This is a genomic window from Argonema galeatum A003/A1 (assembly GCF_023333595.1).
Classification (GTDB): Bacteria; Cyanobacteriota; Cyanobacteriia; order Cyanobacteriales; family Aerosakkonemataceae; genus Argonema; species Argonema galeatum.
The window spans coordinates 1-25734 of the sequence record NZ_JAIQZM010000042.1; the positions used below are offsets into that span (position 1 = coordinate 1).

The 25734-nt window shown below is 44.9% G+C and carries 16 protein-coding genes; 8 read left to right on the top strand and 8 right to left on the bottom strand.

Annotation, left to right across the window (positions count from 1 at the left end):
• The first annotated feature begins 184 nt into the window (after positions 1-184).
• On the top strand, positions 185-1078 hold the full coding sequence (locus LAY41_RS27730) for a DUF928 domain-containing protein (RefSeq protein WP_249105159.1): 894 nt from the start codon (positions 185-187) through the stop codon (positions 1076-1078).
• A gap of 64 nt (positions 1079-1142) precedes the next feature.
• Positions 1143-1976, top strand: coding sequence for a DUF928 domain-containing protein (locus LAY41_RS27735; RefSeq protein WP_249105161.1), 834 nt, complete (start codon positions 1143-1145; stop codon positions 1974-1976).
• A gap of 116 nt (positions 1977-2092) precedes the next feature.
• Here LAY41_RS27735 and LAY41_RS27740 read toward each other — a convergent pair whose 3' ends face one another.
• Positions 2093-2482 (bottom strand): hypothetical protein, encoded by a 390-nt coding sequence (locus LAY41_RS27740; protein WP_249105163.1) that lies wholly within the window; start codon positions 2480-2482, stop codon positions 2093-2095.
• Between the two features lie 247 nt (positions 2483-2729).
• Here LAY41_RS27740 and hslO point away from each other — a divergent pair, with 247 nt between their 5' ends.
• On the top strand, positions 2730-3629 hold the full coding sequence (hslO, locus tag LAY41_RS27745; RefSeq protein WP_249105165.1) for an Hsp33 family molecular chaperone HslO: 900 nt from the start codon (positions 2730-2732) through the stop codon (positions 3627-3629).
• Positions 3630-3790: 161 nt separating this feature from the next.
• The gene (locus LAY41_RS27750) at positions 3791-5941 is read left to right on the top strand and encodes a chromosome segregation ATPase (protein ID WP_249105167.1); all 2151 of its coding nucleotides are present in this window, start codon (positions 3791-3793) and stop codon (positions 5939-5941) included.
• A 61-nt stretch (positions 5942-6002) separates the two neighbouring features.
• Here the strand turns inward: LAY41_RS27750 and LAY41_RS27755 are convergent, their stop codons facing one another.
• Together LAY41_RS27755 and crtD are read right to left on the bottom strand one after the other, a co-directional pair.
• Complete coding sequence (locus LAY41_RS27755; RefSeq protein WP_249105169.1) at positions 6003-8336, bottom strand: tetratricopeptide repeat protein; 2334 nt, start codon at positions 8334-8336, stop codon at positions 6003-6005.
• Positions 8337-8441: 105 nt separating this feature from the next.
• Positions 8442-9986, bottom strand: coding sequence for a C-3',4' desaturase CrtD (gene crtD / locus LAY41_RS27760; protein WP_249105170.1), 1545 nt, complete (start codon positions 9984-9986; stop codon positions 8442-8444).
• Between the two features lie 108 nt (positions 9987-10094).
• Here crtD and LAY41_RS27765 point away from each other — a divergent pair, with 108 nt between their 5' ends.
• The 3 genes from LAY41_RS27765 to LAY41_RS27775 all read left to right on the top strand — a co-directional run bounded on the left by LAY41_RS27765 (position 10095) and on the right by LAY41_RS27775 (position 13456).
• Positions 10095-10748: a glutathione S-transferase family protein gene (locus LAY41_RS27765; protein WP_249105172.1), complete on the top strand. Its 654-nt coding sequence runs from the start codon at positions 10095-10097 to the stop codon at positions 10746-10748.
• Positions 10749-10953: 205 nt separating this feature from the next.
• Positions 10954-12249, top strand: a complete 1296-nt coding sequence (locus LAY41_RS27770) for a M16 family metallopeptidase (protein ID WP_249105174.1) — start codon at positions 10954-10956, stop codon at positions 12247-12249.
• A gap of 340 nt (positions 12250-12589) precedes the next feature.
• The gene (locus LAY41_RS27775; RefSeq protein WP_249105232.1) at positions 12590-13456 is read left to right on the top strand and encodes a fructosamine kinase family protein; all 867 of its coding nucleotides are present in this window, start codon (positions 12590-12592) and stop codon (positions 13454-13456) included.
• A gap of 91 nt (positions 13457-13547) precedes the next feature.
• On the opposite strand, the gene LAY41_RS27780 is transcribed toward LAY41_RS27775, so the two are convergent.
• Both LAY41_RS27780 and LAY41_RS27785 read right to left on the bottom strand, forming a co-directional pair.
• The gene (locus LAY41_RS27780) at positions 13548-14831 is read right to left on the bottom strand and encodes a HetZ-related protein (protein WP_249105176.1); all 1284 of its coding nucleotides are present in this window, start codon (positions 14829-14831) and stop codon (positions 13548-13550) included.
• A 10-nt stretch (positions 14832-14841) separates the two neighbouring features.
• Positions 14842-15000 carry a hypothetical protein gene (locus tag LAY41_RS27785; RefSeq protein ID WP_249105177.1) on the bottom strand — a complete coding sequence of 53 codons (159 nt, stop codon included), beginning with the start codon at positions 14998-15000 and terminating at the stop codon, positions 14842-14844.
• A 552-nt stretch (positions 15001-15552) separates the two neighbouring features.
• Here LAY41_RS27785 and LAY41_RS27790 point away from each other — a divergent pair.
• On the top strand, positions 15553-18033 hold the full coding sequence (locus LAY41_RS27790; protein WP_249105178.1) for a tetratricopeptide repeat protein: 2481 nt from the start codon (positions 15553-15555) through the stop codon (positions 18031-18033).
• Here the strand turns inward: LAY41_RS27790 and LAY41_RS27795 are convergent.
• The 3 genes from LAY41_RS27795 to LAY41_RS27805 all read right to left on the bottom strand — a co-directional run bounded on the left by LAY41_RS27795 (position 18030) and on the right by LAY41_RS27805 (position 25670).
• On the bottom strand, positions 18030-19943 hold the full coding sequence (locus LAY41_RS27795) for a M10 family metallopeptidase C-terminal domain-containing protein (protein ID WP_249105181.1): 1914 nt from the start codon (positions 19941-19943) through the stop codon (positions 18030-18032). The two genes, LAY41_RS27790 and LAY41_RS27795, sit on opposite strands and share 4 nt — an antisense overlap.
• A 249-nt stretch (positions 19944-20192) precedes the next feature.
• Positions 20193-22622, bottom strand: a complete 2430-nt coding sequence (locus LAY41_RS27800; RefSeq protein WP_249105183.1) for a M10 family metallopeptidase — start codon at positions 22620-22622, stop codon at positions 20193-20195.
• 69 nt (positions 22623-22691) lie between these two features.
• Complete coding sequence (locus tag LAY41_RS27805) at positions 22692-25670, bottom strand: M10 family metallopeptidase (protein WP_249105185.1); 2979 nt, start codon at positions 25668-25670, stop codon at positions 22692-22694.
• Positions 25671-25734: the final 64 nt, after the last annotated feature.

The window sequence follows — 25734 nt, forward strand, 5'->3', positions numbered from 1 at the left end:
AGAGGGGCAGAGGGGCAGAGGGGCAGAGGGGCAGAGGGGCAGAGGGGCAGAGGGGCAGAGGAATAAAAATGTTATTTCTTGAACAAAAGCATAACAACTCCAAAAAATCAAATTTCAAGCCGAACAAAATCTAAATTTGGAAGTCTACAATACTATCAGAAAAAGGCTGTAAAGAACGAGGATTATGGTTATTTGCCGTCAACAGGCAACTGTGGTGACAGGTGCAGTATCAATCCTTTTGAGCCAGCTGATTGGTTCGAGTAACAACCCTCTAAATCAGACATTTAGGGGATTATCAATTCAGCTAGGTTTCAATTCTTCAGTATTAGCCCAACTTCCGCCCAGCGATGGAACAGGGATTAACTATACGCCCCCTAACCGAGGCGCTCCCTCAAGTACGGGATCGGGAGGGGCGCGTAACCATGAGGGGCCTACCATTTTACAGTCAGATGAAGATTCTATTCAGTTGCGAGGAAACCAGAATATACCTCCCGTTTCCCCTGCTTCCCCAGTCCCGATTCAGCCTTTGAGAAGGGAATGTTCCCAGATTTTGCCTGTATTCTTAGTTCCTCAAGATCATGCAGGACAAACTACATCTAGTCGTCCCAAGTTTTTCTGGTATATGTCAGACACCAGTTCGGTGGAGTTTACGTTAAAAAAAGAGGGCGCAAATGAGCCATTCTTTAAGGAGCGGCTCGAAGTACCAAAAGCTGGCATAATTCAGACAGAAATTCCTAAAGGCCAGCCAGAACTGACTGTAGGGCAAGATTACCTTTGGTCAGTATCAGTTGTCTGCAATACCGAGCGAGGCTCTAAAAAAGTTACTGTTCAGGCCCTTATTAGGCGCGTGGCTCCTACAGAGGAACTGACTAGACGGCTAAGAAGGGCCCAATCAGAACGCGATCGGGCCAGAATTTACGCTCAGCAAGGATTCTGGTATGACGCCTTAGAAACTATCTCCAAAGCCTCTAACGATAAACCTCAAGATCGGTCTATTACTGAGGATTTTTATTCGCTTTTAGACCAGGTTGGGTTGAATGAAGTGGTAGCGAAACAGCGGCAAAATTCACAAAGGTAATAATCTTTGGCTCGAAAAATCTTGCATAAGAAGTTTTCCGGTCTGACTCTAAAACAAGAAGGTTATGGTTATTTTACGCAAACAGACGAATGTAGTAACTGGTGCAGTATCAATCCTTTTGATACAACTGATTGGTTGGAGCAACACCCCTTTGAATCAAACATTGAAGGGACTATCAATTGATTTAGGTTTCAACTCAAAAGCCTTAGCAAATCCTCCTACAGCTAGGAAAAGTATTGAGTATAAGCCGCCCAACCGAGGGGCTCCAGCAGGGACTATAGCGGGGGGAGCGCGTCTTGTCGATCCTCCCGATACTTTCAGAGGCGTTACCCCCTCCTGCGACAAGTCGCTACTTGTACCCTTGGTTCCTGAAAATCATGCAGGACAAACGATATCCCGGCATCCCACGTTTTTCTGGTATCTGTCAGACAAGGGATTTTCAGATACTGAAGCGCCAAAAATGGTGTTTGCGTTAAAGCAAGTGGGGAAGGCTGAAGTAGTCTTTACGCAGCAGTTCTCGATCGCGAAAGCGGGCATAATTCAGATGGAATTGCCTTCAGAAAAGCCGGAATTGATGGCAGAAAAAGACTACATCTGGTCAGTATCTGTCCTCTGCAATGAGAATGGGAAGCTTAAAAACATGGTAGTCGAGGCCCTTATTAGGCGTGTGACTCCTACGCCAGCGCTGACTAGACGGCTTTCATCTGCTAGTTCAGAGAGCGATCGGGCCATAACCTATGCTCAAGAGGGTTTCTGGTATGATGCCCTACAAGCGCTCTCCAAAGCTTCTGATGCTAAGCCTGACGATCGATCTATTACTGAGGATTTTTACTCGCTTTTAAAGCAGGTTGGGTTGAATGAAGTAGTAGCACAAGTACGCAAACAATCACAGAGGTGAGATTTGCTAGTGGAAGAGGTAAATTTCAGATTTTAGATTTCAAATTTCAGATTTAAAACAAAGAAAGAAATCTAAAATCTGAAATCTAAAATTTTGGATCCGTTATTAGTCGTTAGCTAGCTGCTTGATTTAGCTTTCAAAAATTGCTTTAGCTGGAGCAAACTTAGTGTTTGACCCAAATTTAAGGGCAGCAAAGACACCCCTTCCAGGCGAGACTGCACCCAACCTTCTCCCCAATACCATTCATGAAAACCATCAATTCCCTGACTCAATAACAAGCGCAGACAGTTAGGTTCTGCCACATCAACTTGGTGTTGGATTTCCACGGGGCCAATCCAACTGGTGAAAGTCAGCTCGCTGTGGAGCTGTTCAGGTAGCCCAGAGTCAAAGGTTTGGGGCCATAGCCATTGTTGCAGCTGGCTCGGTAGCAGCAGGCTGTCCCGAATGGTTGTTTCTTTAGCCTCAACCTCTATTCGCAGATTGCTTTTTTGGAAAGTACCCAGCATTTGAATTGCCAGTCACATATTTTGATTTGTCTAGGGGCGATCCTTGTGGGTGCCCGTCTCTTTTAGTATGCCAAAGCCTTGCCGTTTAGCTTGTAGGGGCGAAGCATTCGGGCCCAAAATCTAGGGTAAGAGCGATAGATTTTGGGCCCGAATGCTTCGCCCTACGATTACTGAATCGGTGTTCTAGACGCCAACTGCTCGATCGCCAACTTAAAATAGAAGATGTTAAGAAATGTAAGGATTTTTCATGGCCGATCAGTTAATTCGTGCTACGGCAGCCGATGGCGGGATTCGTGCGGTTGGTGCGATCGCAACACGCCTCACAGAAGAAGCCAGACGACGGCACAAGCTCTCTTATGTGGCAACAGCGGCCTTGGGCCGCACAATGTCAGCAGGGCTCTTGCTAGTCTCCAACATGAAGCGAGCCGAATCGAGAGTAAATATTCGAGTCAAGGGTAATGGCCCCTTGGGTGGTATTCTTGTCGATGCCGGTTTAGATGGAACAGTACGCGGCTATGTGGGAAATCCCTCGATCGAACTGCCACCTAATGCTAAAGGCAAACTTGATGTAGGTGGAGCGGTGGGTCAGGAAGGCTACCTTTACGTTGTGCGAGATGTTGGATACGGCTATCCCTATTCCAGTACTGTGGAGCTAGTTTCGGGTGAAATTGGCGATGACGTAGCTAATTACCTAGTAAATTCCGAACAGACCCCTTCAGCTCTAGTTGTAGGCGTGTTTCTTGAGGCTGGCCAAGTTAAGGCAGCTGGAGGCATCCTACTGCAAGTCCTCCCCAAAGCAGCAAGAGACGAAGCGCTGGTGGAAACTTTAGAGTCTAGAGTCGGGGCTCTATCGGGATTCACGCCATTATTGCAGGCAGGCAAGACATTGCCGGATATTTTTCAGCATCTGCTGGGTGACATGGGACTGGTGCTATTACCAGAGACACAATTGCTACGCTTCCATTGTGGCTGCTCTAGAAGTCGCCTGATGGGGGCTTTAAAGATGCTGGGGGAAGCTGAAATCCAAGACATGATTGAAAAAGATAATGGTGCTGAGGCAACCTGTCACTTCTGTGGGGAAGTCTACAAAGCTAGCAGCGACGAACTGGTTGAGCTGATTGTGGAACTTTACGGGGCCCAATCCTGAACCAAAGGTTTTTTATTGGTATCTGTGTTTACACCTTGAGCGTCGCTAAAGATATAATTCACAAGATCTAGCTTTTTTGGAATTACAGGGGTAGGATCGCTAGAACTGCGTGTTCGAGCCGAACCAGTTAGGCCCAATGCACGATTATTTTGGTGTGAGCTATGAGAGAACGGGGAAGTTCAGACCGATGGTCTGCTGCTAGAGCTTCAGAGCAGGGGAATCAAAACCGATTTCCCATTCCACCACTGATTCCAGGAGCATCTGTAGCACCGCCGACAGGTGCTGCTTCAGCTTCGGCAGATACTTCTGGGGTAAACAAAGTACAGTCAACCCAACCTGCTGATGGGGAACAGTTAGAAAATGTGAAGCCTGGAAAATCAGCGCCAATAAGCAAGTTGTTACCTGTTTCGCAAAAGCTAGGACGCTGGTTTAAGTATTGGCAGTTTTGGGCTTTTTTAGCAACGGTGACCGCAAGTGGAGTGGGGTTCATGGCAGTGGCTTTATTGTTTAAGCTGCCAACACTGCCGAACTGTCCTTCTATGTACTGGCCGACGGCTTCGGCATCTATGCGGCTGTACTGCGCTCAGCTGGCGGCAAAGAAGCAGACGGTGAAGGATCTGTTAGAGGCGATCGCTCTTGTCCAAAGTCTGCCACCAGATCACCCGCTGCGCGAGGAAGTAAACTACGAAATCAAAGAGTGGTCGCAAGATATCCTGGATCTGGCTGAAGCATCGTTTGATGCTGGCAAGCTGGATGAGGCTATAGCTATAGCTAAAAAAATTCCGGCTGATGTTCCTGCATACTCGCAGGTGAAAACCCGGATTCAGAGTTGGAAGTCGCTCTGGTCTAAGGCAGAAGGCATTTATCGCGATGGGGAAGCCGAACTGCCTAAGCAAAACTGGTCTCAAGCTTTTCGGGAAGCTGTCCGCTTGCTATATGTCGGCAATACTTACTGGCAAACTACTAAGTATGAGGAACTTAACCAGCTGATTGTGTCGGCGCGTGACGATGGAGATACGCTGGCTAAGGCGCAAAATTTGGTAAGGCGCAGCGGAGTTAAGAATCTGCTGGAGGCTGCTAAGCTGGCAGAGTCAATTAACCCCAAGAGTTACATTTATAAGGATACTCAAGCGGTTATCGTTGAGATTGGGCGCAAAATGATGGATCTGGCTGAAGCCCAGCTGGAGGCTCGGAATGTAGATGAGGCGATCGATATCGCCCGCCAGATTCCCGCTAGTGCCAATTTGCAAGCCCAGGTGCAAGATTTTATTAATTTAGCTCAGGCTCAGGCGGTGGCGCAGCAAGGAACTGCTTCCAGTCTCCAGGAGGCTCTAGCACTTGTCAAAAAGCTCACTCCTGACCGACCCCTGTATATTAAGGGGCAGGATCTGATTATCCGTTGGCAGCGAGAACTCGAAGATATCGCCCACCTGGAAAAAGCACGCCAATTGGCTCAGCTGGGAACTGCTAGCGATTTAAAATCGGCCATTAAAGAGGTGCAACTGATACCGGGAACTCATCCCCGCGCTGAAGAAGCAAAAACGGAAATTTCTCGCTGGACAGATCGAATCCAGACGATGGAAGACCGTCCTTATTTGAATCGAGCCGAACAAATTGCGAGTGTGGGTGATGAAACTTCTCTGCAAGCGGCAATTGATGAGGCGAATCAGATTGCCGCCGGTCGCGCTCTTTATAAGGAAGCTCAGGATAAGGTTCGGCAGTGGACTGCCCAGATTCAGCGAATTCAAGACCAGCCTTATCTAGATCAAGCACGGCAATTAGCGGGTGCGGGCAATCTTGTGGATGCTATTGCTACGGCTGGTCAGATTAAACCAGGAAGGGCTTTATCTGGTGAGGCGCAAGCTGCGATGGCAGATTGGCAAGCGCAAATTCAGGCTCAGCAAAATTTGCAGGAGGCACGTCGATTAGGGAGTCAAAGAACGCCAGATACTTTGGCGATGGCGATTCGATTGGCAAAGCAAGTACCTAACTCTAGCCCGTTGCGAGCAGAAGCTGAGGATGCTATTAATCAATGGAGCTATCAAATGCTGAGTCTAGCGCAAGACCGGGCCAGTTATGACTTAGCGGGTGCGATCGCCATTGCTAAAACAATTCCCGATCGTACTAGCGCCTATGCAGAAGCAAGAGCCCAGATTGATGTCTGGCAAAATATCTTGAATCCTCCAGCTCTACCAAGTCCAGAACCTGTTGCACCACCAGCGGAACCAGCACCACCGCCAGACCAAACTAGCCCACCCCCAAACTTCGCTCCCTCTGATGAGTCAAGTCCTCCACCAGCCACGGTTCCTTAAGAAATTCCAAATTTAAGATTTCAGATTGCAAATTTTAAAATCCAAATTTTAATCTGAAATCTCAAATCTCAAATTTGAAATCCTGAACTACCCGCTGATAAAATTCCTCCAGCGCTGCTACACAAACTTGGTCATCGTAGAGATAACTGTGGCGCTGGTTCATTTGTTCCACAATACTTTCTCGCCACGATCGATTCAAGCCTAATTTCACAGCAATTTCAATATATTCAGCTTCATCTTGAGCAATTGTTTCGGTGACTCCGAGCATTTTCAAAATTGCGTAGGAATGGCGACCGCGCATAAATTCGCCGGGACAAGTGACAATAGGTAATTTACAGGCAATAGCTTCTAAGGTTGTTCTACCTCCAGACCAGCTGATGGTATCCAGAAATATATCTGAAATCAAATTGAGATTCCAATAATCAATCTGATACTGCTGGGGCAATATTACACAATAATCCCCGCTATTTAACCCAACCCGCTCAAAAGCTTCTTGCAAACGCAGTCGGAACTGTTTGGTAACATAAGGGCTTTTGTTAGAGATAAAAGCAAATTGAGCCTGGGGAACACGGCTGGCAATTTCAGTAAATATGCGATCGTATTGGGGTAGATACTTATAAAGAGACTGACAGCATAAATAGACGATCGCATTGTCTCGCAGTTGAAAATCTAAACGAGTCTTTGTTGGTGACAAAATATCTGGTTTAGGGTAAGAAATTCCAATATTAGGCAACCGAATTAATTTTTCTGAGTAGTGGTTTTCAGCATCAAGCGGTTCCATCAAATCGCTAGATAGGAAGTAATCGATAGTCGGTAAACCAGAAGTTACTGGATGTGCCCAGGTTGTACATTGAACAGGGCTAAGTCTTAAACTCCCAAATATGCTCATGTATGGGTGCATACCTATATCTAGAAAAACCAGCACATGAAGCCGATCGCTAATAATTTTTTCAGACACTCTTTTGATAAAATTAATATCTAAACTTTGCTCATGTGGCAGGTGATAATAACTATCGCTATGATGCTCCAAAAATTTGAGAGTTAAGACATCCGAGGCTGTACCTAGTTGATAGCAATAAACATTAAATTTTTCGCGATCGCAATGGCGTAGCCAACCAAGAAATAAATGAGTTACTGTATGATAACTATAAAAATAATTTGAAATATACCCAATCCGAATCCGGTCATCTTGTCCTAGTGATGGCATGGATAAAGGTTTAATAAATTCGGAAAAATTCGCAGCAATAATTTGATGTAAAAATTGCCCATACTGGCTTTGTAATTTTAAATCATTTTGGCCTTGGTAAGCTAAATAAAAGTTTGTGTGTACTCCTATATCTAATAAAGCATTTTTTGTAGCTTCGGGTGTTTCCAAATATCTGTGCTGAATTAGATCTTCTAAGCCTTGACTAAAGCGATTTCGATAAAAATCTATTTCTTCTTTATTTTCATAAATAATCGGCAGCATTAATGAATTTCTCCGCTTAAAGTACAAGTTTTCTTTAAGAAAATTTGGTGCATCGTGAGTAAATTCGATAGCGTCCTTAACTCGCCCACACGAATACAAAAAATCTACTAATTTCATGCGTATATCATAGGCATTTGGATAAAGTTGTATTGCTTGACGATAGAGTTGAACTGCCTCTTCGTCTTGTTCCAAATGGTAGAGACTTGCGATTAAATTGAAGTAAAGTTGCGTGATTTCGTTAATGGATAGAGTATTGGTTTCGTTATTTTCTACAAAATCTTGATAATATTTAACTGCTGCAACATAGTTATTTTGGTAATAAAAGGCATGACCGAGAAAAAGAAGACCGCTTGATTCTGACTTGTCTTTTGTCTGTAATGCCATTCCCAAATCGTAGAGGATATTATAGTTTTCTGGTTGCAATTCAAGGGCTGTTTTATATGCACGAATTGCATCGTCAATTTGACGCCGTGCCATTAAGATTTTACCAAGAAAATAATGACACTTTGTACAGCGAGGATTGAGCGCGATCGCCTGAGTAAAAAATGTTTCTGCTTTGAATAGATTGCCTTGTTCAAATAGAAGAGAACCTAAATTTACATAAGAATCAATCCACTGATTATCCAGAGATATTGACTGTTGATAAGCCCGAATAGAATGGGAAATTTGACCTGTTTTTTCAAGTATTAAACCTAGTCTGAAATAATAAATAGCTTTTGGTTTGCCAAAGTTTGTTGCCTGATTAATTATTTCTAAAGCCTCTTGATATCGCTGTGTATGGTAATATAGTATTGCTAAATCGCTCCAAATATCTGCGTTATTGGGACTGTGCTGTAAAGCTTCCTTATATTTCTGTTCTGCTTGGAGAAAACACTTTTGCTGGTGCCAAGCGATCGCTTCTTGATGCAGGACGGTTGAATTTAACATTTTCACCTCCTAATTAAACGCTAGCTAAGAAGTCTGCTCAAGACTAAACAACACCAACAAAAGTTGACAATTAGGATTAACTTCTGTAAATTCGGCGGCTTTTTCTTAACTAAACCGTCGAGAAAAGTCAGCCTCAATTTGTCGGACGACAGTTAAAGCTGAGTAAGAGACGCCAGCAGTACCTTCACCGGGATGAGTCGAGTCGCCTACTAACCAGAGATGCTTGATGGGAGTGCGATTGGCAAAGCCAAACGGGCCAAAAGTGGATACTCTTTGACCGATGCCGCCGACAATGCCGCGATCGCGTGCTGTAAAATGAGCAAAAGTCCGAGGTGTAGCAGCTTCAACGTGGAGAATGGTTTCTGGGGTAAGGTGGAAATATTGAGAGAGACGAGCGATCGCTTCCTCAGTATATTTATCCTTAAAATCATCATAATTGGCACAATTCCACCACTGTCTAACATCCGTAAAAGAAGAAGCCGTAATAGTTGCTTTACCATCGGGGGCGCGACCATCTCCTGGATGACTTACCGAGACAAACAAGGAATTGTTTTCCCCGATCGGCCCCTCCCCATCATACAAAAATTGTAGGTGAGGCGGACATCCCGGCGGAATCGCACTTTCCTCTACTCCCAAATAAACAACAAAAGCACCCGACGCTGGCGGTAATTTATCCACCCGACGACGATAACCTTGGGGAATAGTTCTACTTCTCTGCGGTTCGTTTATTTCCCCTGACAACAGATGCACCAAATTTTGTGCGGTAACATTTGCCACAACAATGTCAGCCGATTCAGTCCAGACTTCACCAGTTTTCTGATTGCGGATGCGGACGCCAGTAGCTTTTCCGTTTTCCACACAAATACGATCGACACTGTGGCGCATTAACAGCTTACCGCCATCTCGCTCTAGGGCTTCCACGAGGCGATCGCTCAACACCTGCATACTACCCACAAGATGATACAATCCTTGAGGTTCTTGAGAAACACCCAAAGCAGTAGCAGCATATAGCAAAGCAGTTTCTTCAGCATCTACCTGAGAGTAGAGCTTTAGTTGTAAATCCAGAAACGTTCTCAAGCGCCGATCGTCACCCAGCCCATATATCCGCAAAGCATCGCCAACCGTCAGAAAAGTGTAAGGCAGGGTTAATATTGTATCAGGACGAACTGCTTTTGTCAACTGCCACAAATCCCACAAGTTACGGGGTGGCAACACCGGGTCGCGAGATTGAAAAGCCCAACTGTAGCGGAACAGATTTGCCAACAGCTGCCAAAAGCGATCGCTACCGGGAAATTGCCGCTGCCGTTCCGCCTGCCATCGTTGGGGGTCGCGCCAGACATTAATCGGTTCCGTCTCACCCGGTAGATACACAGCACAAGCTGGATCGCACTTCGTCGCCGCTGGTATCTCAATCTCTAATTCCGAGAAGATGCGGTGATGAATGCCGCCCGGTTCCAGTCCAGCAACCTGAGTAGCACCCACATCGAAGGTAAATCCTTGACGTTTAAAAGTAGAAGCGCATCCTCCGGGTACTAAGGCTTGTTCGAGAACCAGCACTTGGTAACCGCGATGAGCGAGTAGCGCTGCTGCTGTGAGACCGCCAATTCCAGCACCGATGACGACTATGTGTGGGGATTTTAGGCCGGACATGAAGCAATAATTATTGTTAAGGATTATTAAAATAATAATATTTTATGAACCATTTATCAAGCTTTCGTGGTATTGCTAATGCAGTGAAGCCTAAAATATTAACTACAGATGTCAGAATTTAGTTTAGTAATTGGCGACAAAAACTATTCTTCTTGGTCTCTGCGTCCTTGGTTAGTTCTCAAACAATTAGGGATTGACTTTGACGAAGTAAGTATTCCTCTTTATACGGGTACATATAAACAGGAAATTTTGCGTTATTCTTCCAATGGTAAAGTGCCGATATTAATACACAATAATTTGACAATATGGGAATCATTATCAATTAATGAGTACTTAGCAGAATGTTTTCCAGAAGCAAAACTATGGACCCAAGACCGGCAAGTAAGAGCGATCGCTCGTTCTATTAGTAACGAAATGCACGCGGGTTTTCTCAATCTGCGCCAAAATATGTCGATGAACATTTGCGCTAGTTTACCTGGACAAGGGAGAGAACCAGGAGTAACAGAGGATATTCAACGCATCGCTAACATTTGGCAAGATTGTCGGCAAAAGTTTGGTAAGTCAGGAGACTTTCTCTTCGGTGATTTCAGTATTGCTGATGCCATGTTTGCTCCTGTTGTTTCCCGTTTTATTACTTATGGTGTAGAATTAGATCCGATTTCCCAAGCCTACATAAAAACTATTTGGTCTTTGCCAGCGATGCAAGAATGGGTAAGTGCTGCTCAAGCTGAACAAGCTGAAACAGAAAACAGAACGAATTGAAAAGTTTGAGCTTTAACTATTTGGGATTCTTTTTGACTGCGATCGATGTTTGAGCGGTTAAGGCCCCTAATCCCTGGCGCTTAGCATGGGGCACAAGTGATGAAATCTGCATAGCGTCAATGCTTTCCGTGTATTTACCAGAGCATATTAAGAACCGTAACGATTAATATAGGAGAAGTAACAGCGATCGCAACTTTAACAACACATGACATCAACCCTGCTGAAATCTCCACCGCTAAACGCCCCCACACTCTGCCGACTACCTAACGGTCTGACAATTGTGGCCGAACAGATGCCGGTGGAAGCCGTGAACCTGAGTCTCTGGGTGAACGTTGGCTCAGCGGTAGAATCGGATGAGATCAACGGCATGGCTCATTTTTTGGAACACATGGTTTTTAAAGGAACCAACAGACTGGCAAGCGGTGAGTTTGAGCGATACGTTGAAGAGCGAGGCGCAGTCACCAACGCCGCGACCAGTCAAGATTACACTCATTTTTACATCACATCGGCTCCCAAAGATTTTGCCGCTTTGGCACCATTGCAGATAGATGTAGTGCTTAACCCCAACATTCCAGACGAGGCGTTTGAACGGGAGAGATCGGTAGTTTTAGAAGAAATTCGTCGCGCAGAAGATAATCCCCGCCGCCGCACTTACCAGCGATCGATCGAAACCGCCTTTGACCAACTGCCCTACCGTCGCCCAGTCTTAGGCCCAGCATCGGTAATTGAAGGGCTTACCCCTCAGCAGATGCGCGATTTTCATGCCGGTTGGTATCAACCTCAGTCGATAACTGCCGTAGTAGTAGGTAATCTCCCGGTTAAAGAATTAATTGATATTGTCACAGACGGATTTATGCAGGGTCGGGGCAAGTCATACTTAGCCACTCAATCTGGGGCAGTCGATCGCCCTACTTTCCAGTCAGAACAGCCTTTTAAAGAAATTGTTCGCCGCGAGTATATTGATGAAAGCTTACAGCAAGCACGGCTGATCGTGGTTTGGCGAGTGCCCGGTTTGACTCAGTTAAATCAAACATATCCGCTGGATGTAATAGCGGCAATTTTAGGACAAGGGCGGACATCTAGGTTGGTGCGGGATTTGCGGGAGGATCGGCGGTTAGTTACCAATATTTCTGCCAGCAATATGACTTATCAGTTTCAGGGTACGTTCCAGATTTCAGCGCAGTTGCCGTTAGAAAATGTAGCGGAAGTTGAAACTGCGATCGCGCAACACATCCGCACCCTCCAAACAGAACCCGTTACCGAAGCGGAGATTGCCCGCGTCCGCACACAAGTGGGAAATCGGTTTGTTTTTGCTAACGAAACGCCAAGCGATCGGGCCGGAATATACGGCTATTATCAATCCCTGGTGGGAGATTTAGCGCCATCTATGAATTATCCAGCTCGCATTCAAGCCCTGGATGAGGTGGATCTTCAACTTGCTGCCGATCGGTATTTGTTTGATGATGCTTATGGTGTAGTAGTTCTTAAGCCTAACGCCTAAAGGCGCGGCTACACGAACGAAGACCGCCTACGCGGTCTAAAATCTCAAAATTTATTTGACGCTGTGGGCGTGTGCGGTAGTATCGGTTACCTGAAAAATTCGTCTTCTTCTCTTATCTGCGTTCATCTGCGTGTATCTGTCTTCATCTGCGGTAAAAATTTAACCAACGATGACAACAGACAATTTGACGATATTACTCAACTACTAACGATACAACCGGACAGGATATTACCCATTTTATCGCCCAGATGTAGGGGCAATTCATGAATTGCCCCTACATCTGGGGAGAAAAGCGCCAACAAAAACGTAAGTTTTGTCTTCGTGAAAATTTCTCATCATGATATGGAAACAAATTGATGCTCATATTACCCAGGTGACTGGCGAGAAATTTCACAGCCAGCAGAGGCTCAAGGTGAGTGGCGGCTGTATCAATCAAGGCTACGCTATTAGCAACGGCTCTAGCACCTATTTCGCCAAACTCAACCAAGCGTCGCAAGTTGATATGTTTGAGGCAGAGTCGCTGGGACTGCAAGAAATGTGGGAAACGCAGACTATCCGCATTCCCAAACCAATTTGCTGGGGAATTGCGGACGAGTCTGCCTACATAGTATTAGAATGGCTCGAACTGGGTGGTAAAGGTGGAACGAGTGCTTGGTCAGAGATGGGGCGTCAGTTGGCGGCGATGCACAAAGCCTCCAGCAGTAAAGGGTTCGGTTGGAATCCCAACAATACGATCGGTTCCACACCTCAGATTAATACTTGGACATCTGATTGGGCAGAGTTTTTTACCGAACACAGGATTGGCTATCAACTAAAATTGGCGTCTCGACAGGGTGGTAGCTTTAGCCAGGGAGAGCGTTTACTCAAAGCGATTCCAGAACTGCTGGCGAGTCATGAACCTCAACCATCTTTGGTACATGGCGATTTATGGTCGGGTAATGCCTCGATTACAACGTCAGATGAGCCGGTAATTTTTGACCCTGCACTATATTATGGCGATCGCGAAGTGGATATCGCCATGACGGAATTGTTTGGCGGTTTCCCCGCCGCATTTTATGGCGGTTATAACGAAGCTTGGCCTCTAGATCCGGGCTACGATCGGCGCAAAACGCTCTACAACTTATACCACATTCTCAATCACTACAATTTGTTTGGCGGCGGTTACGAGTCGCAGGCAAACCAGATGATTAAGCAAATTTTAAAATAGATTCAGTAATGCCAGAAGCCGGGTTTCTAGATGTAGGGGCAATTCATGAATTGCCCCTACAACAGTTTTTTGACTTTTGTGAGCAGCTTAGCTACGCTACAAGCTTACCCTTGCTCCCAACAGCTACGGACAATGAACAACAACCGCCCCTTTCGCCTACAGCCTTGGGCTTCGGGGTTTCCGAGTTGCGAACCTTCCAAGCGATTTCCAACATATTCATCCACTGCTTTTGCACCTGTTTGGGCGTCACTTTGAGGGCTTTGGCAATTTCCTCGTCAAGTTTGTGGTTCTGTTTGAGATGCAGTAGCTGCTGTTGTTGGGGGGAAAGTCGATCGAAAAACGTTTCCCATTGCTGAGAAGACATTCCCAGTTTTTGGTCGATATCTGCCCCTAACCACTGATGTACGAGTTTCCAGTGGGAGACGCGAGCGAATTTTTCCACATGGTACTTAAAGCGCTGTTGCAGGTAATCGCGCTCGCGGGGCGTTATACCGAGAATAGCGTCAATATCTGGGGCTGCCAAGTCTTGGAGTTTTAAGACTAGGTAATCTACACAGTCTGATTGATCTTGAGACTCTAGATATTCCAACAGTTCGGAGATGACGCGATCGCGCAATACCCCTTCCGATGGGTCAATTGTTTCAGCTACAATCTGCGATCGCAGCTGCTGCATCAGCGATGACTGCATACCTGTCTGATCTTGATCTCCCTTGGGCATTTCCACCGCCTGTTCGATATCCAGCGCAGTCTCAGCAGGTTGGCGTTTGACAAACGCTTGGGCTCGCAGCACGATCAGCTGCTGGGTATTACCCCCTGGCAAAGTAATCCGTCGTTTGGCATAATGCTCGATAAATGCCATATACTCAGCCAATTCCAACTGAGTGCGGGGCTTATAGTCTTGTGCAAGCTCATTTTCGCGCCGAAAAGCTTTAAAAGACTCTATGTAAAAGTCTTGCAGGAAGTCCTCAATTAGGTTAGTGCGCCCTTGAAAGCCCAACTGAGATTGCGGCAGTGCTATGTATCGATAAACGATCGCACTGAGGTTGCTATGCAGTTCAACGCGACCCTGTTTAGGCCCTAAGCGGTAATAGGACAGACACTTTTCCAACCTATGACGCCCCAAGGTGAGCTGCCAGGAGCGGATTTGACCGGAACTTTGGATGCGGGAACTCTTACGGCAAACCCGTTCTACTTCCAGCGCCATTCGGGAAGCCACCCCCTTAACTTGCAAGGATTGGGAGCCGATTGATGCCCACAGTTCCTCCAGCAACAGCTGGGTTAAAGTTTGAGAGTCGTAGTTTTTTGGCAAATGTTCCGGAGAGTTGAGATCGATGATAGAAGTTGGATTGAAATCGTTGGCAGTTGTGATGTTCATGGTATTGACCCTAAAAACTAATTTGACGAATTACAGAAACAGAAAATGAAAATTTTGTGGCTGTATCACCCGATTGTGTGATTTTGATGTCGATCGTGTGAATATTTGATAAAGTAGGTTTCAAGTCTTTTCCTTGTGGTAAAGTCAGCTTTCTCAGCATGGATTCCATAAAGGCGAACCAAACTATCTTTGTCGTACTTCAGGAAGTCCCTTAGTGGAATCCGATTTTCAGACCGGATTTGCCGAGCGAATCGAGCGGGAATGTCTGAGTCGGGGTGTTAATAAAATGAAACTTTGGGTGAACGAACGAGCCAGCTAAGTTAATCACAACTTTATTCCCCATCAGTGAAACAATTTGTAACTGTAAGAGCCAATTATCCTGACATAGAGCCGGTTACAGCGAATGCTTAACTTGACGAATGGCCGAAGAATCGGAAGTCTTTTGAGTAGTCATAGTCTTTATAAAAGAGGAAACGGTCTAGGCGCTCGGTAAAAATAACTATTAGTGTCTGTTAAAGTCATTGCCTTATCTCGATAACATCCCCATAACCCCAGTTTCGTATGTCAGTGAAAAACTGTCGATAGGGATAATGTGTGCCAGTTAGTAAGGGTGAATATCGGGAAAAGTAAGGTGAGGAGGAAAAAAAGTTAGAAAAAATCTGGAAAAGTAAGGTTATACTGAAAGAGCAAGTTGTTACGACTATCTAGGCAGTAAAAGCTAATGGACTTTGAAGAAGCAATAAAAGTTCTAGACGCCACAGTCTTTGCCAAGAAAAAGCTCCACTTAAGAGATGTGGAATTGGTGATACTTCGGGGCACTTGGCAAGATAAGAGGTATCACGAGATTGCGAAAGCTTCAGGCTATACCGCTACCTACCTACAGCAAGACATTGGCCCGAAATTGTGGAACCTAATTTCGGAAGTATTAGGGGAAAAGGTCAGTAAAACAAATTTTCAAGCCCCACTGGAGAGGCTATGGCAAGCTTCGTTGAGAGCAGAGGCCCAAAAGCCTGCCAGTTCTGAGTCTTCCTCTGGCTTAGAAATAGAGCAAACAATAAATAATCAGAATGCCATTTTTCTTGGACGAGAAAAAGCGATCGCAGATCTCAACACTATGCTCGACCAAAGAGCTAAAATTATACTGATTCTGGGTGAGGGCGGTATAGGCAAGACTCTGCTATGCTGGGAGTTCCTCAACAGTGGCCGGTTCGACTTGATTTTGGATCTCTGGATGGCTAAAGAGACCGAAAACATCACCAGCGCCAAAAAGGAAGTTGAGAAATGGCTAAGACAACACTTTAACGAGGAGCCGGGAGGAGATTTCGGCGTCACCCTAGAGCGCCTGAGACAAAAGCTGCGAGAGCAGACTAAAAAAGTTGCAGTGTTGATTGATAACCTAGAACCAGCTTTGGATAGAGATGGCAAATTTATTGCCGCTCACCGCGACTACGTAGAATTATTAAGAGTATTGGCTGACCCCGGCATTAATTGCATTACCCTGATTACCAGCCGCGAGCGACTGGGAGAATCTGCGGTGACGTTTAAGCACTATAAGTTGGAAGGGTTGGATCTAGCTACATGGGAACAGTTTTTTAACAGCCACAAAATAAAGACTGATTCGATCGCTTTGAAAGAAGCTTTGAGTGCAATGCACAAAGCCTATAAAGGTAATGCGAAAGCTATGCACATCGTTTCTGGAGTAATTGAAATAGATTGGGAATGCGATCTGGAAGCTTATTGGCAAATAAATGAAAATGATTTGTTGAGTGAAAGTGTTTTAAAAGATTTAGTGGTCACTCAGTTCAACCGTCTGAAACAAATCGACCCCGAAGCTTATAAACTGCTCTGCCGTCTGGGATGCTATCGTTATCAAGATGTACGATCGGTATTCTTAGATGGAATTTTGTATTTGCTATGGGATGTGCCAGAGGAACAACGCAGTCAGGTGGTTAAATCATTGCGCGATCGCTCTTTATTAGATTTCTACAAGGGAGAATACGGTCTGCATCCAGTAATTCGGGCAGAAGCGATAGCTCGGCTAAGAACAAGCGATGAATGGGAAACCGTCAACCGCCAAGCAGCGGAATTTTGGACGAAAAGTGTTGAAACCGTTGAAAATCTAGAAGATGCACTGAAAGCTTTGGAAGCTTATTATCACTACACATATCTGAATGAATTCGATCTAGCAGCTGAGATAATCATAAAAGAGAGACCACCTAACTCCAAAAACATGGAACAAAAAGAGTCCCTCAGTCACTCATTTATTAGGATGGGTCTAGTCCAAAACATAAATTCTGTAATAACGCCCATAATTAACAAAATTTCTAATGAATATTATTTAGCCCTAATTTATGGTGACTTTGGAGGAAATTACCATCGTTTAGGCGATTTACAAAACGCTCTTAAGTTTTATTATGCTTCCAGAGAAAAGGCAATCAAATGCCTGTCGGATGAATTGCTGCTATCTAAAATATGTAAAGACGAAAATAGCAAATTTGAACTAAAAAGACGCGAGATTGGAATTTTGTTTGCCATAAGTGCTTGTAAAGTAGGACTTGGTGAAACTAAAGAAGCGCTCAAATCTTACGAAGAAACTGTAGAAAATACATTAAATACTAATTTGCACGTATTTGCAATATTGTCTTGGTTCGGCCAAGCCGTTTTATACTCAAACAGAGAATCAGCCGAATACGACAAACAAAAGGCATATCAATTGCTTGAGAAGGGCGAACAAGCTTATAAGGAACTTCCACCAACGATAAAAACTCTATGGTGGATAGCTATATATAGCTCGTTGTGGTTAGGTTTAGTATATAGCAATTCTGGAGAAAATGAAAAGGCTTTTGAAATGTTTAGCCGAGTGAAAGTATATGCTGAAGAAAACAACTCCAAGCATAATAAAGGTCACGCTTTAAATGGGTTAACAGGGGTGTATCGAAACGTAAATGAGTTTGAGAAAGCGCTGGAAAATCATGCCGAAGCTATCAAAATCTTCCAGGGATTGGGAGCAAAAGCCGACCTAGCTGATGCTTATTATCAGCTCGGATTGACTTATCAAAAGATGGGGAACATTGAGGATAGTAATAAAAAATTTGCCGAAGCAATTAGCCTATATGAGCAGATAGTAGCACCCAAGCAAATTGTGAAAATACAAAGGGCAAAGCTTAAAAATGACTATTTAAATGAGGATCTCGCCAGCTAAATTGAAGTAAAATCAGGAGATGCGATCGCACTCGCATTTACACCTACCAACACCGCCAAAAGTTCACCGCTACCAGGGATTTGGACGAAAGTATTATTCCCATTATCACCCGTTCCCTGAGTAAAAGTTAGAGAATTGGGCGTCAAACCACCCTGTAGATTTAACCGATCCTGACCATCAACAAAATCCATAATCAGATCGGCTGCACCACCTCCGGGAGTAAGCACAAAAGTATCCCCATCGCCGCCACCTACTAAAGTATCCGCACCAGCGCCACCGACGAGGATATCGTAGCCAGCTTCACCCCTAATCAGATTATCGGCTTGGTTACCGATAATATAGTCATTGCCTTGGGAACCATTCAGGTTTTCCATGATAGTGCCATAAGCGATCGCAGTAGCGTAACGATCGGGCCTGTAAGTAGCGAAAGTGCGATCGCCTAGTGCCGAATATGACCCAGCATTTCTAGCATCCCCAGTCGTCAGATGACCGCCCTCATTCATATCAAAATAGTAATAGGTTTCGTTGGGCGACAGCGCAGAAAAATCTAGGATATCGATACCACCGCTATCCCAAATTGTCTGACTTTGATTTATAAAATTGCTGCGATCGAATTTATAAATCGTATCGCTATTATTGAAATTATTAGCACCATAGAGATACTGTAAAGCGCGTATATCATAAGCCATCGGCGTACTTGGCGAAGGGTCAGACAAAGAGTAGTTGTAGGTCATCACCGTATTCATGTTGTTATCTTCCCCATAAGGCAGAAATGGAGGTTGCCCCGCGCTCCTTTTGCCATTGTAATTACCGGGATGTTTCAAACCAAAAGCATGACCGATTTCGTGAATTAAACTTGCGTACCCATAGGTGCCAGGGCCACCTGAAAAGGCATTAATCGAGCTGCCTTCAGCATCGCGGCTTAAATGCACGTCACCATCAAGATCGTCAAAGCCAAGTTCATAAGTATAGGCATAAAAACTTGGCACACCGTTTCCATTAGAAAACATCAATCGGATCTGACCGTGACTGGCATCTGTGTCTGGAACCTCCACCAAATTGAAAGGAAGAATTGGGGTGTACAGGTTGTACAAAATATTGCGGATATTATTCTTAATCGCCACGCTCAATTCCCCAACGCCAGTTTCCGGGCCTATGTAGGAAGAAGCACTGGCAGCAGTAACAAAACTGAATGTAAGCGTGCCACCTTGACTAACATTCCACCTAGCAGGAGAATATCCCACCAACGCTTCTATGCCATTGCGATCGAACAAAGGTGACGAACGTCGTCCTTCAGCATAGCCATAGCTTTGGAAGTGTTCAAATGCTTTTTGATTATTATTAATACCTGCTGCAACCAACTGTCGATTTTGCGATAAATAATATCCAGGATCGAATAAAACCAGAACTGAGGCGTGGCGTCCCTCAGCTATGCCGGACTCTTGAAAATGCTCAAACGCCTGCTTATTGTTAAGACCTGCTGTAACTAAGTCTGGATTGTTAGAAAGGTAGTAGTTGACATCAAAAAAAGGTGAAAATTGCCGTCCTTCAGTTAAACCATTTTTTTGCAGATGTTCAAATAGTAGGCTGTCGCCTTGCGAGCTTAACAGTGTCAGGTCAGGGTTATTATATCTATAGAACTCAAGATCTACTAGCGGTGAAAATCTCCTTCCCTCGCTTATACCATCGTTTTGAAGGTGATCGAATAGTTGACTGTTAGTAGTTAAACCTGCTATTGCCAGGTCTGAGTTGTTTGAGCGATAAAAGTTAAGATTGACTAATGGTGAAAATTGGCGTCCTTCAGCTAAACCATAGTTCTGAAAGTGCGATCGGGCCTGTGCCTCGTCGAAATTAGCTAAATCTGGATTAACCGATCGATAATAATTAGCATCAAATAATTCTACGGGCATAGGTTATTTCCTGTCGGTATTCACCCAATCCCACATATAACTGACCCGATCGCACTTATCCTCACCAAAGAGAGATAGAGCCAAGAAAAATTAACAAATTCTTATTATGTAAGGCCGCTAATGTCCACCCTACATTAAGGACTTACGCAAAAACCAAGGTTTTTGCCCCCCGACCCCCCAAATCTGGGGGGGGCGACAAGAATCCTGTCCCCCCCAGATTTGGAGGGCTAGGGGGGCGAAGCCGCACCCTTAAACCGAAACGAAATCGTTACCGTCGATCGCCCCCACCGGAACACCACTCAACACAGCCAAATATTCACCAGTGCTAGCAATCTGGAGCAAAGTATCATTTGCATTCGCACCAGAACCCTGAATAATACTGAGAGCCCCAACCGGCAGACCAAGTGCCAAACCAATCCTATCCACACCATCCTGGAAATCAATAATAACGTCAGCGTCTTGCAAATTCAACCCGCCATCACCAGCAGCAAATCCGAAAATATCCGCACCACCGCCACCAGTTAATGTATCCTTACCACGGGCACCCGTTATCTTGTCATTGCCTGCATTACCTAAAATGTTATTGGCCAAAACGTTGCCCAATATTTGATCGTTGCCTCCAGACCCAATCAAGTTCTCAATCTCAGATCCAAAAGCAATACTTGTGGAATATATGCTGGTATTATATCGATCTGGCTCTGGAAGGGTCGCCGGATCGGTAGTGGGTTGATTAGAATCGTTCCGGGGAATCAAATAAGTAGCACTATTGAGAGCAACCTGTTGCGTATTTTGACCGCCCTCATTCATGTCAAAGTAATAACCAGTTACATCTGGAGGCAACCCCGAAAAATCTAGCGTATCGATTCCACCGCTATCCCATATTGTCTGCTTGATCCCAAAAAAATTGCCAGCATCAAACCTATAGGTTGTATCGGTGTTGTTCACATAACTCGCACCATACAGAAACTGCAACGCACGGATGTCATAAGGCATCGGCGTACTTGCCATTACTCCATTATATCGTGGTTCCCCATTATATAGTTCGGTAGAAAAATTGGACGTCATCACAGTGTTGGTATTATTATCTTTTCCAACATTCAGATTTGGCGTTGACTCTGTAACTGGTTTTAAACCTAAAGCCTGACCAACCTTTTGCAGCAATAATTCGTAAGACGAACTTCCAGGCCCAAAAGCAAAATCGATCGCACTTTTATTAGGATTTAAATGCACGTCACCGCCAAGACTATCGACAGGGTATGCGATCGTACTGTCACCAGGGTCTTTAGGATAGTAGGCATAAGCTAAGCTATTAGGTGCCTGCTCCCTGTTAGAATACATAAACCGTAGCTGACCGATATTCGGAGGTCTGTCTGCAACCTCCATGAAATTAACTGGAATAAATTGGCTATACTGTCGCAGAATATTGCGGATATTGTTCTTAGTTTGGTCATCCAATTCCCTAATACCCGTTTCCGGCCCTTCGTACAAAAAGGCACTGGCTGTCGAGACAAAACTGTACGTGAGAGTACCATTAGCAGGTATGTTCCATTTGACTGTCGGTCTAAAAAACGTCGTCGGGTCAACACTACCCGCTTGAAAGTTCGTTCTGATCAACGCAGCGATCGCCTGCGGATCGAAGAAAATTGATGAGCGACGTCCCTCTCTCAAACCCGTAACTTGAAAGTGTTCAAATGCTTCTCTGTTAGTCAGTTTTGCTACAGCTAAGTCAGAGTTGTTGTCTCGGTAATATACCGGGTTGAATATAAGCGATGGGCGTAGTCCTTGCTCTAAACCAGTGTTTTGAAAGTCTGCAAACCCTTGACGGGGAGTTAATCCGGCTTCACGCAGAGTGAGGTTATCGCGACGGTTGTTATCCAAGTAGTAGTTGACATCAAAAAATTGTGAAAAGCGCCGTCCCTCGTCCAACCCATTCTGTTGAAAATGACTGTAAGCTTCCCGGCGGGTGTCGATGCCTGCTGCCACTAAGTCTGAGTTATTAGCTAAGTAATAATCCAGGTCGAGAACTGGTGAGAATTTTCGGCCTGCATCATCCAAACCGAAGTTTTGGAAATGTTCCAACAATTGTGCATCAGTAACTATTCCCGCAGTTGCCAAATCTGGGTTGGCTTTTCGGTAAAACTCTGCATCGAAAAACTCCGTGATGGGAGGTGGAACATTCGTGGGAGGCGGAACAAACGCACCAGAAATTTGCAATTGCTCGAACAATTGTTCGTTGCCTAGCCCAGCCAAATTAGGATGGCTAGTTCGATAGGAATTTAAATCAATACTTGGTGAAAAGCGACGCCCCTCAGCCAACCCAGAACTTTTCAGATGTTCAAACAATTGCGCCCTGTCCAACCCCGCCAAGTCTGGGTTGTTTTGTTGATAAAAATCTAGGTCGATGTACGGTGAAAATTTGCGATTTTCCGTAACCCCAACAGCAAGAAAATGATTTACTAATTGTTGATTATCAAGGTCTCTTAAGTTTGGGTTGCTATCCCGGTAGAAACTTAGATCGAAGAACGGCGAGGATTTGCGCCCTTCCCTAACACCATTAGTAAGAAAGTGTCGATTTAAATCTCGACTGCTAAATAAAGCTAATTCGGAATTGCTAGCTCTATAGAAACTCTCATCATATATTTCTGCTATGTTCAACGGCAAAACAACAGGTGGGAACATAATTTTTTCCTAACAGATACAAACTGATATTTACAGATAGGGTGCGACCATACACACCCTACAGGTAGTTCATACAAACGTAAAATCGGCACTGGTAATAGCTGTAGATGGAACACCAGTCAGCACAGCCAAGTATTCACCACTGCTAGCAATGCGGATCGAAGTATCATTCACGTTGGCACCAGGAGCGATACTCAGAGAACCAAACCGCAGACCAAGCGCTAAACCAATCCTATCCACACCATCCTGGAAATCAATAATAATGTCAGCGCCTTCCCGATTCAGACTGCCATCACCAGCCGCAAATACAAAAGTATCGACTCCACCGCCACCAGTTAATGTATCGGCACCACGGGCCCCCGTTATCCTGTCATCGCCTTCACCACCTTTAATATCATTACCCAAATTATTGCCCAATATTTCATCATTGCCCCCAGAACCTAGTAGGTTTTCAATTTGAGAGCCAAAAGCAACGATCGTGCTATAGTCATCAGCCCTGAATACAGTGTCAGGCAGGGGTGCCGCTGTAGTACTGTTGGGATTGGGAATCGAATAAGTGACATTCAGGGCAATCTGTGTCGTATTGTGACCGCCCTCATTCATGTCAAAGTAATAGTCAAAGTTGTTAAAGCGGAGTGGCAAAGCTCCCAGCCCTGTAAAATCTAGCGTATCAACACCACCGCTGTCCCAAATTGTCCGCTTTTGCAGGATATTACTTCCATCAATCCGATAAGTTGTATCGGTGTTGTTGAAATAACTGGCCCCATAGAGGAACTGCAAAGCACGGACGTCATAAGACATCGGTGTGCTTGCAAACCTTCCCGCTTGATTAGAACTCATTACGCTGTTGGTATTATTGTTTCTGTCGGGACTGAAATTTAGCGGTGGCGCTAAGGGCGTACTTAGACCTAAAGCCTGACCAACCTTTTGTACCAAAAATTCGTAACCAGCATTGCCAGCAGCATCCGCAAAATTGATATTAGGATTAAGCCTTAAATGCACATCACCGCCAACACTACGGGAAGGGTATGGGACGACATCATTGCCAGGATCGCTGGGATAGTAGGCATACCCCGCAGGATCAGATTGTCCTGTCCTGTCCGCGTTGGAAAACATAAACCGTAGCTGACCGATATTAGGAGGTCTGTCTGGAACCTCAACGAAATTGACAGGAATGATTTGGCTATACTGAGCCAATATATTGCGGATATTTTGCTTAATTTCCGGCGTTAATTCGTTAACGCCTGTTTCTCGCCCTTCATACAAAAAGGCACTAGCAGTCGTCACAAAACTGTATGAGAGCGTACCATTAGCAGGTATGTTCCATTTGACTGATGGTATAAATACCTGCGAAGGGTCAGCACTTCCAGCTTGAACGTCCGCTCTAATCAAAGCAGCGATCGCATCTGGATCGAAGAAAACTGATGAGCGACGACCCTCCCTTAAACCAGACAGTTGAAAGTGTTCAAATAATTGTTTATTGGAGAGCCTTGTTCCTTGAGACAAGTCTAGATCTGGGTTGTTGAAGCGATAGTAATCTGGATCGAATAGAAGCGATGGGCGTAGTCCCTGCTCTAAACCAGTATTTTGAAAGTCTGCAAACGCTTGGCGGGGGGTCACCCCAGCTTCACGCAGGGTGCGGTTATCGCGACGGTTGTTATCCAGGTAGTAGTTGACATCAAAAAACTGTGAAAAGCGCCGTCCATCGTCCAACCCGAACTGTTGAAAATGATTGAAAGCTTCCCGGCGAGTGTCAACTCCTGACACAACCAAGTCTGGATTGTTAGCTATGTAATATTCCAGGTCGAGATATGGTGAGAATTTTCGTCCGTCGTTATCCAGACCGAAGTTTTGGAAGTGTTCCAACAATTGCGTGTCGGTAACTATTCCCGCTACCGCCAAGTCTGGGTTGTTCCTTCGATAAAAATCGGGGTCAAAAAACTGCGTAACCGCCGTTCCACCTCCCCCACCCAGACCAGTAGTTACCAATAAATCGAACAAGTCTCTATTGCTCAGCCCAGACAGGTTCTGGTTGCTATTTCGATAGAAATTTAAATCGATAACTTGTGAAAAAGTTCGTCCTTCATTTACCCCAAAGTTTTGGAAGTGTTCAAACAATTGCTCATTGTTCAAACTTGCCAGGTCTGGGTTGCTATTTCGATATGTATTTAGATCGAAAAACCGTGAAAAAGGAAGCGCTTGAGGCACACCAACGTTTTGCAGGTTTTCCCACAATGCTCTATTGCTCAGTTCCCCCAGTCCGCTGTTGCTAGCTCGATAGTAATTCAGATCGAAGAACGGCGAAAGGGGACGCCCCTCATCCAGACCAGATGTTATCAATTGTTCCGCTAATTGTCTATTGCTTAGCTGCGCGAGATCTGAGTTTCTAGCTCGATAGAAATCGAGATCTAAAAACGGGGAGAAAGAACGACCCTCTTTTAAACCAACGCTTTGAAAATGATCCAACAATTGTGCATCCGTAACCAATCCCGCTTGCGCTAAATCTGGGTTGGCTTCTCGGTAAAATCCCACATCCAAAAACTGCGTGACCGGAGATTGAACAAAACCCCCAGAAAGTTGAAATTGCTCGAACAATTGTTCGTTGCTCAACCCAGCGAAGTTGGGATTGCTAGCTCGATAGGAATTTAAATCAATAATTAGTGAGAAGCTTCGCCCCTCAGCTAACCCAGATTTTTTTAAATGCTCAAACAATTGCGCCCTGTCCAACCCCGCTAGATCTGGGTTATTTTGTTGATAAAAATCTAAATCAATCAACGGTGAAAATCTGCGATTTTCTGCAACTCCAGCACTGAGAAACTGATTTATTAATTGTTGATTATCAAGGTTTTTTAACTCTGGGTTGCTATTGCGGTAGAAACTTAGATCGAAGAAGGGCGAAGCTCTGAGCCCTTGGCTAACACCAGTTGTCAGGAAGTGTCGCAATAAATCTCGATCGTTTAAGTTAGCTAATCCTGGATTGCTAGCTCTATAGAAACTATCATCATATATTTCTTCTATGTTCAAGGGCAAAACAACAGGTGGGAACATAATTTTTTCCTAGCAGATATAAACTGATACCTACAAATAGGGTGCCTACACTAGCACCCTACCT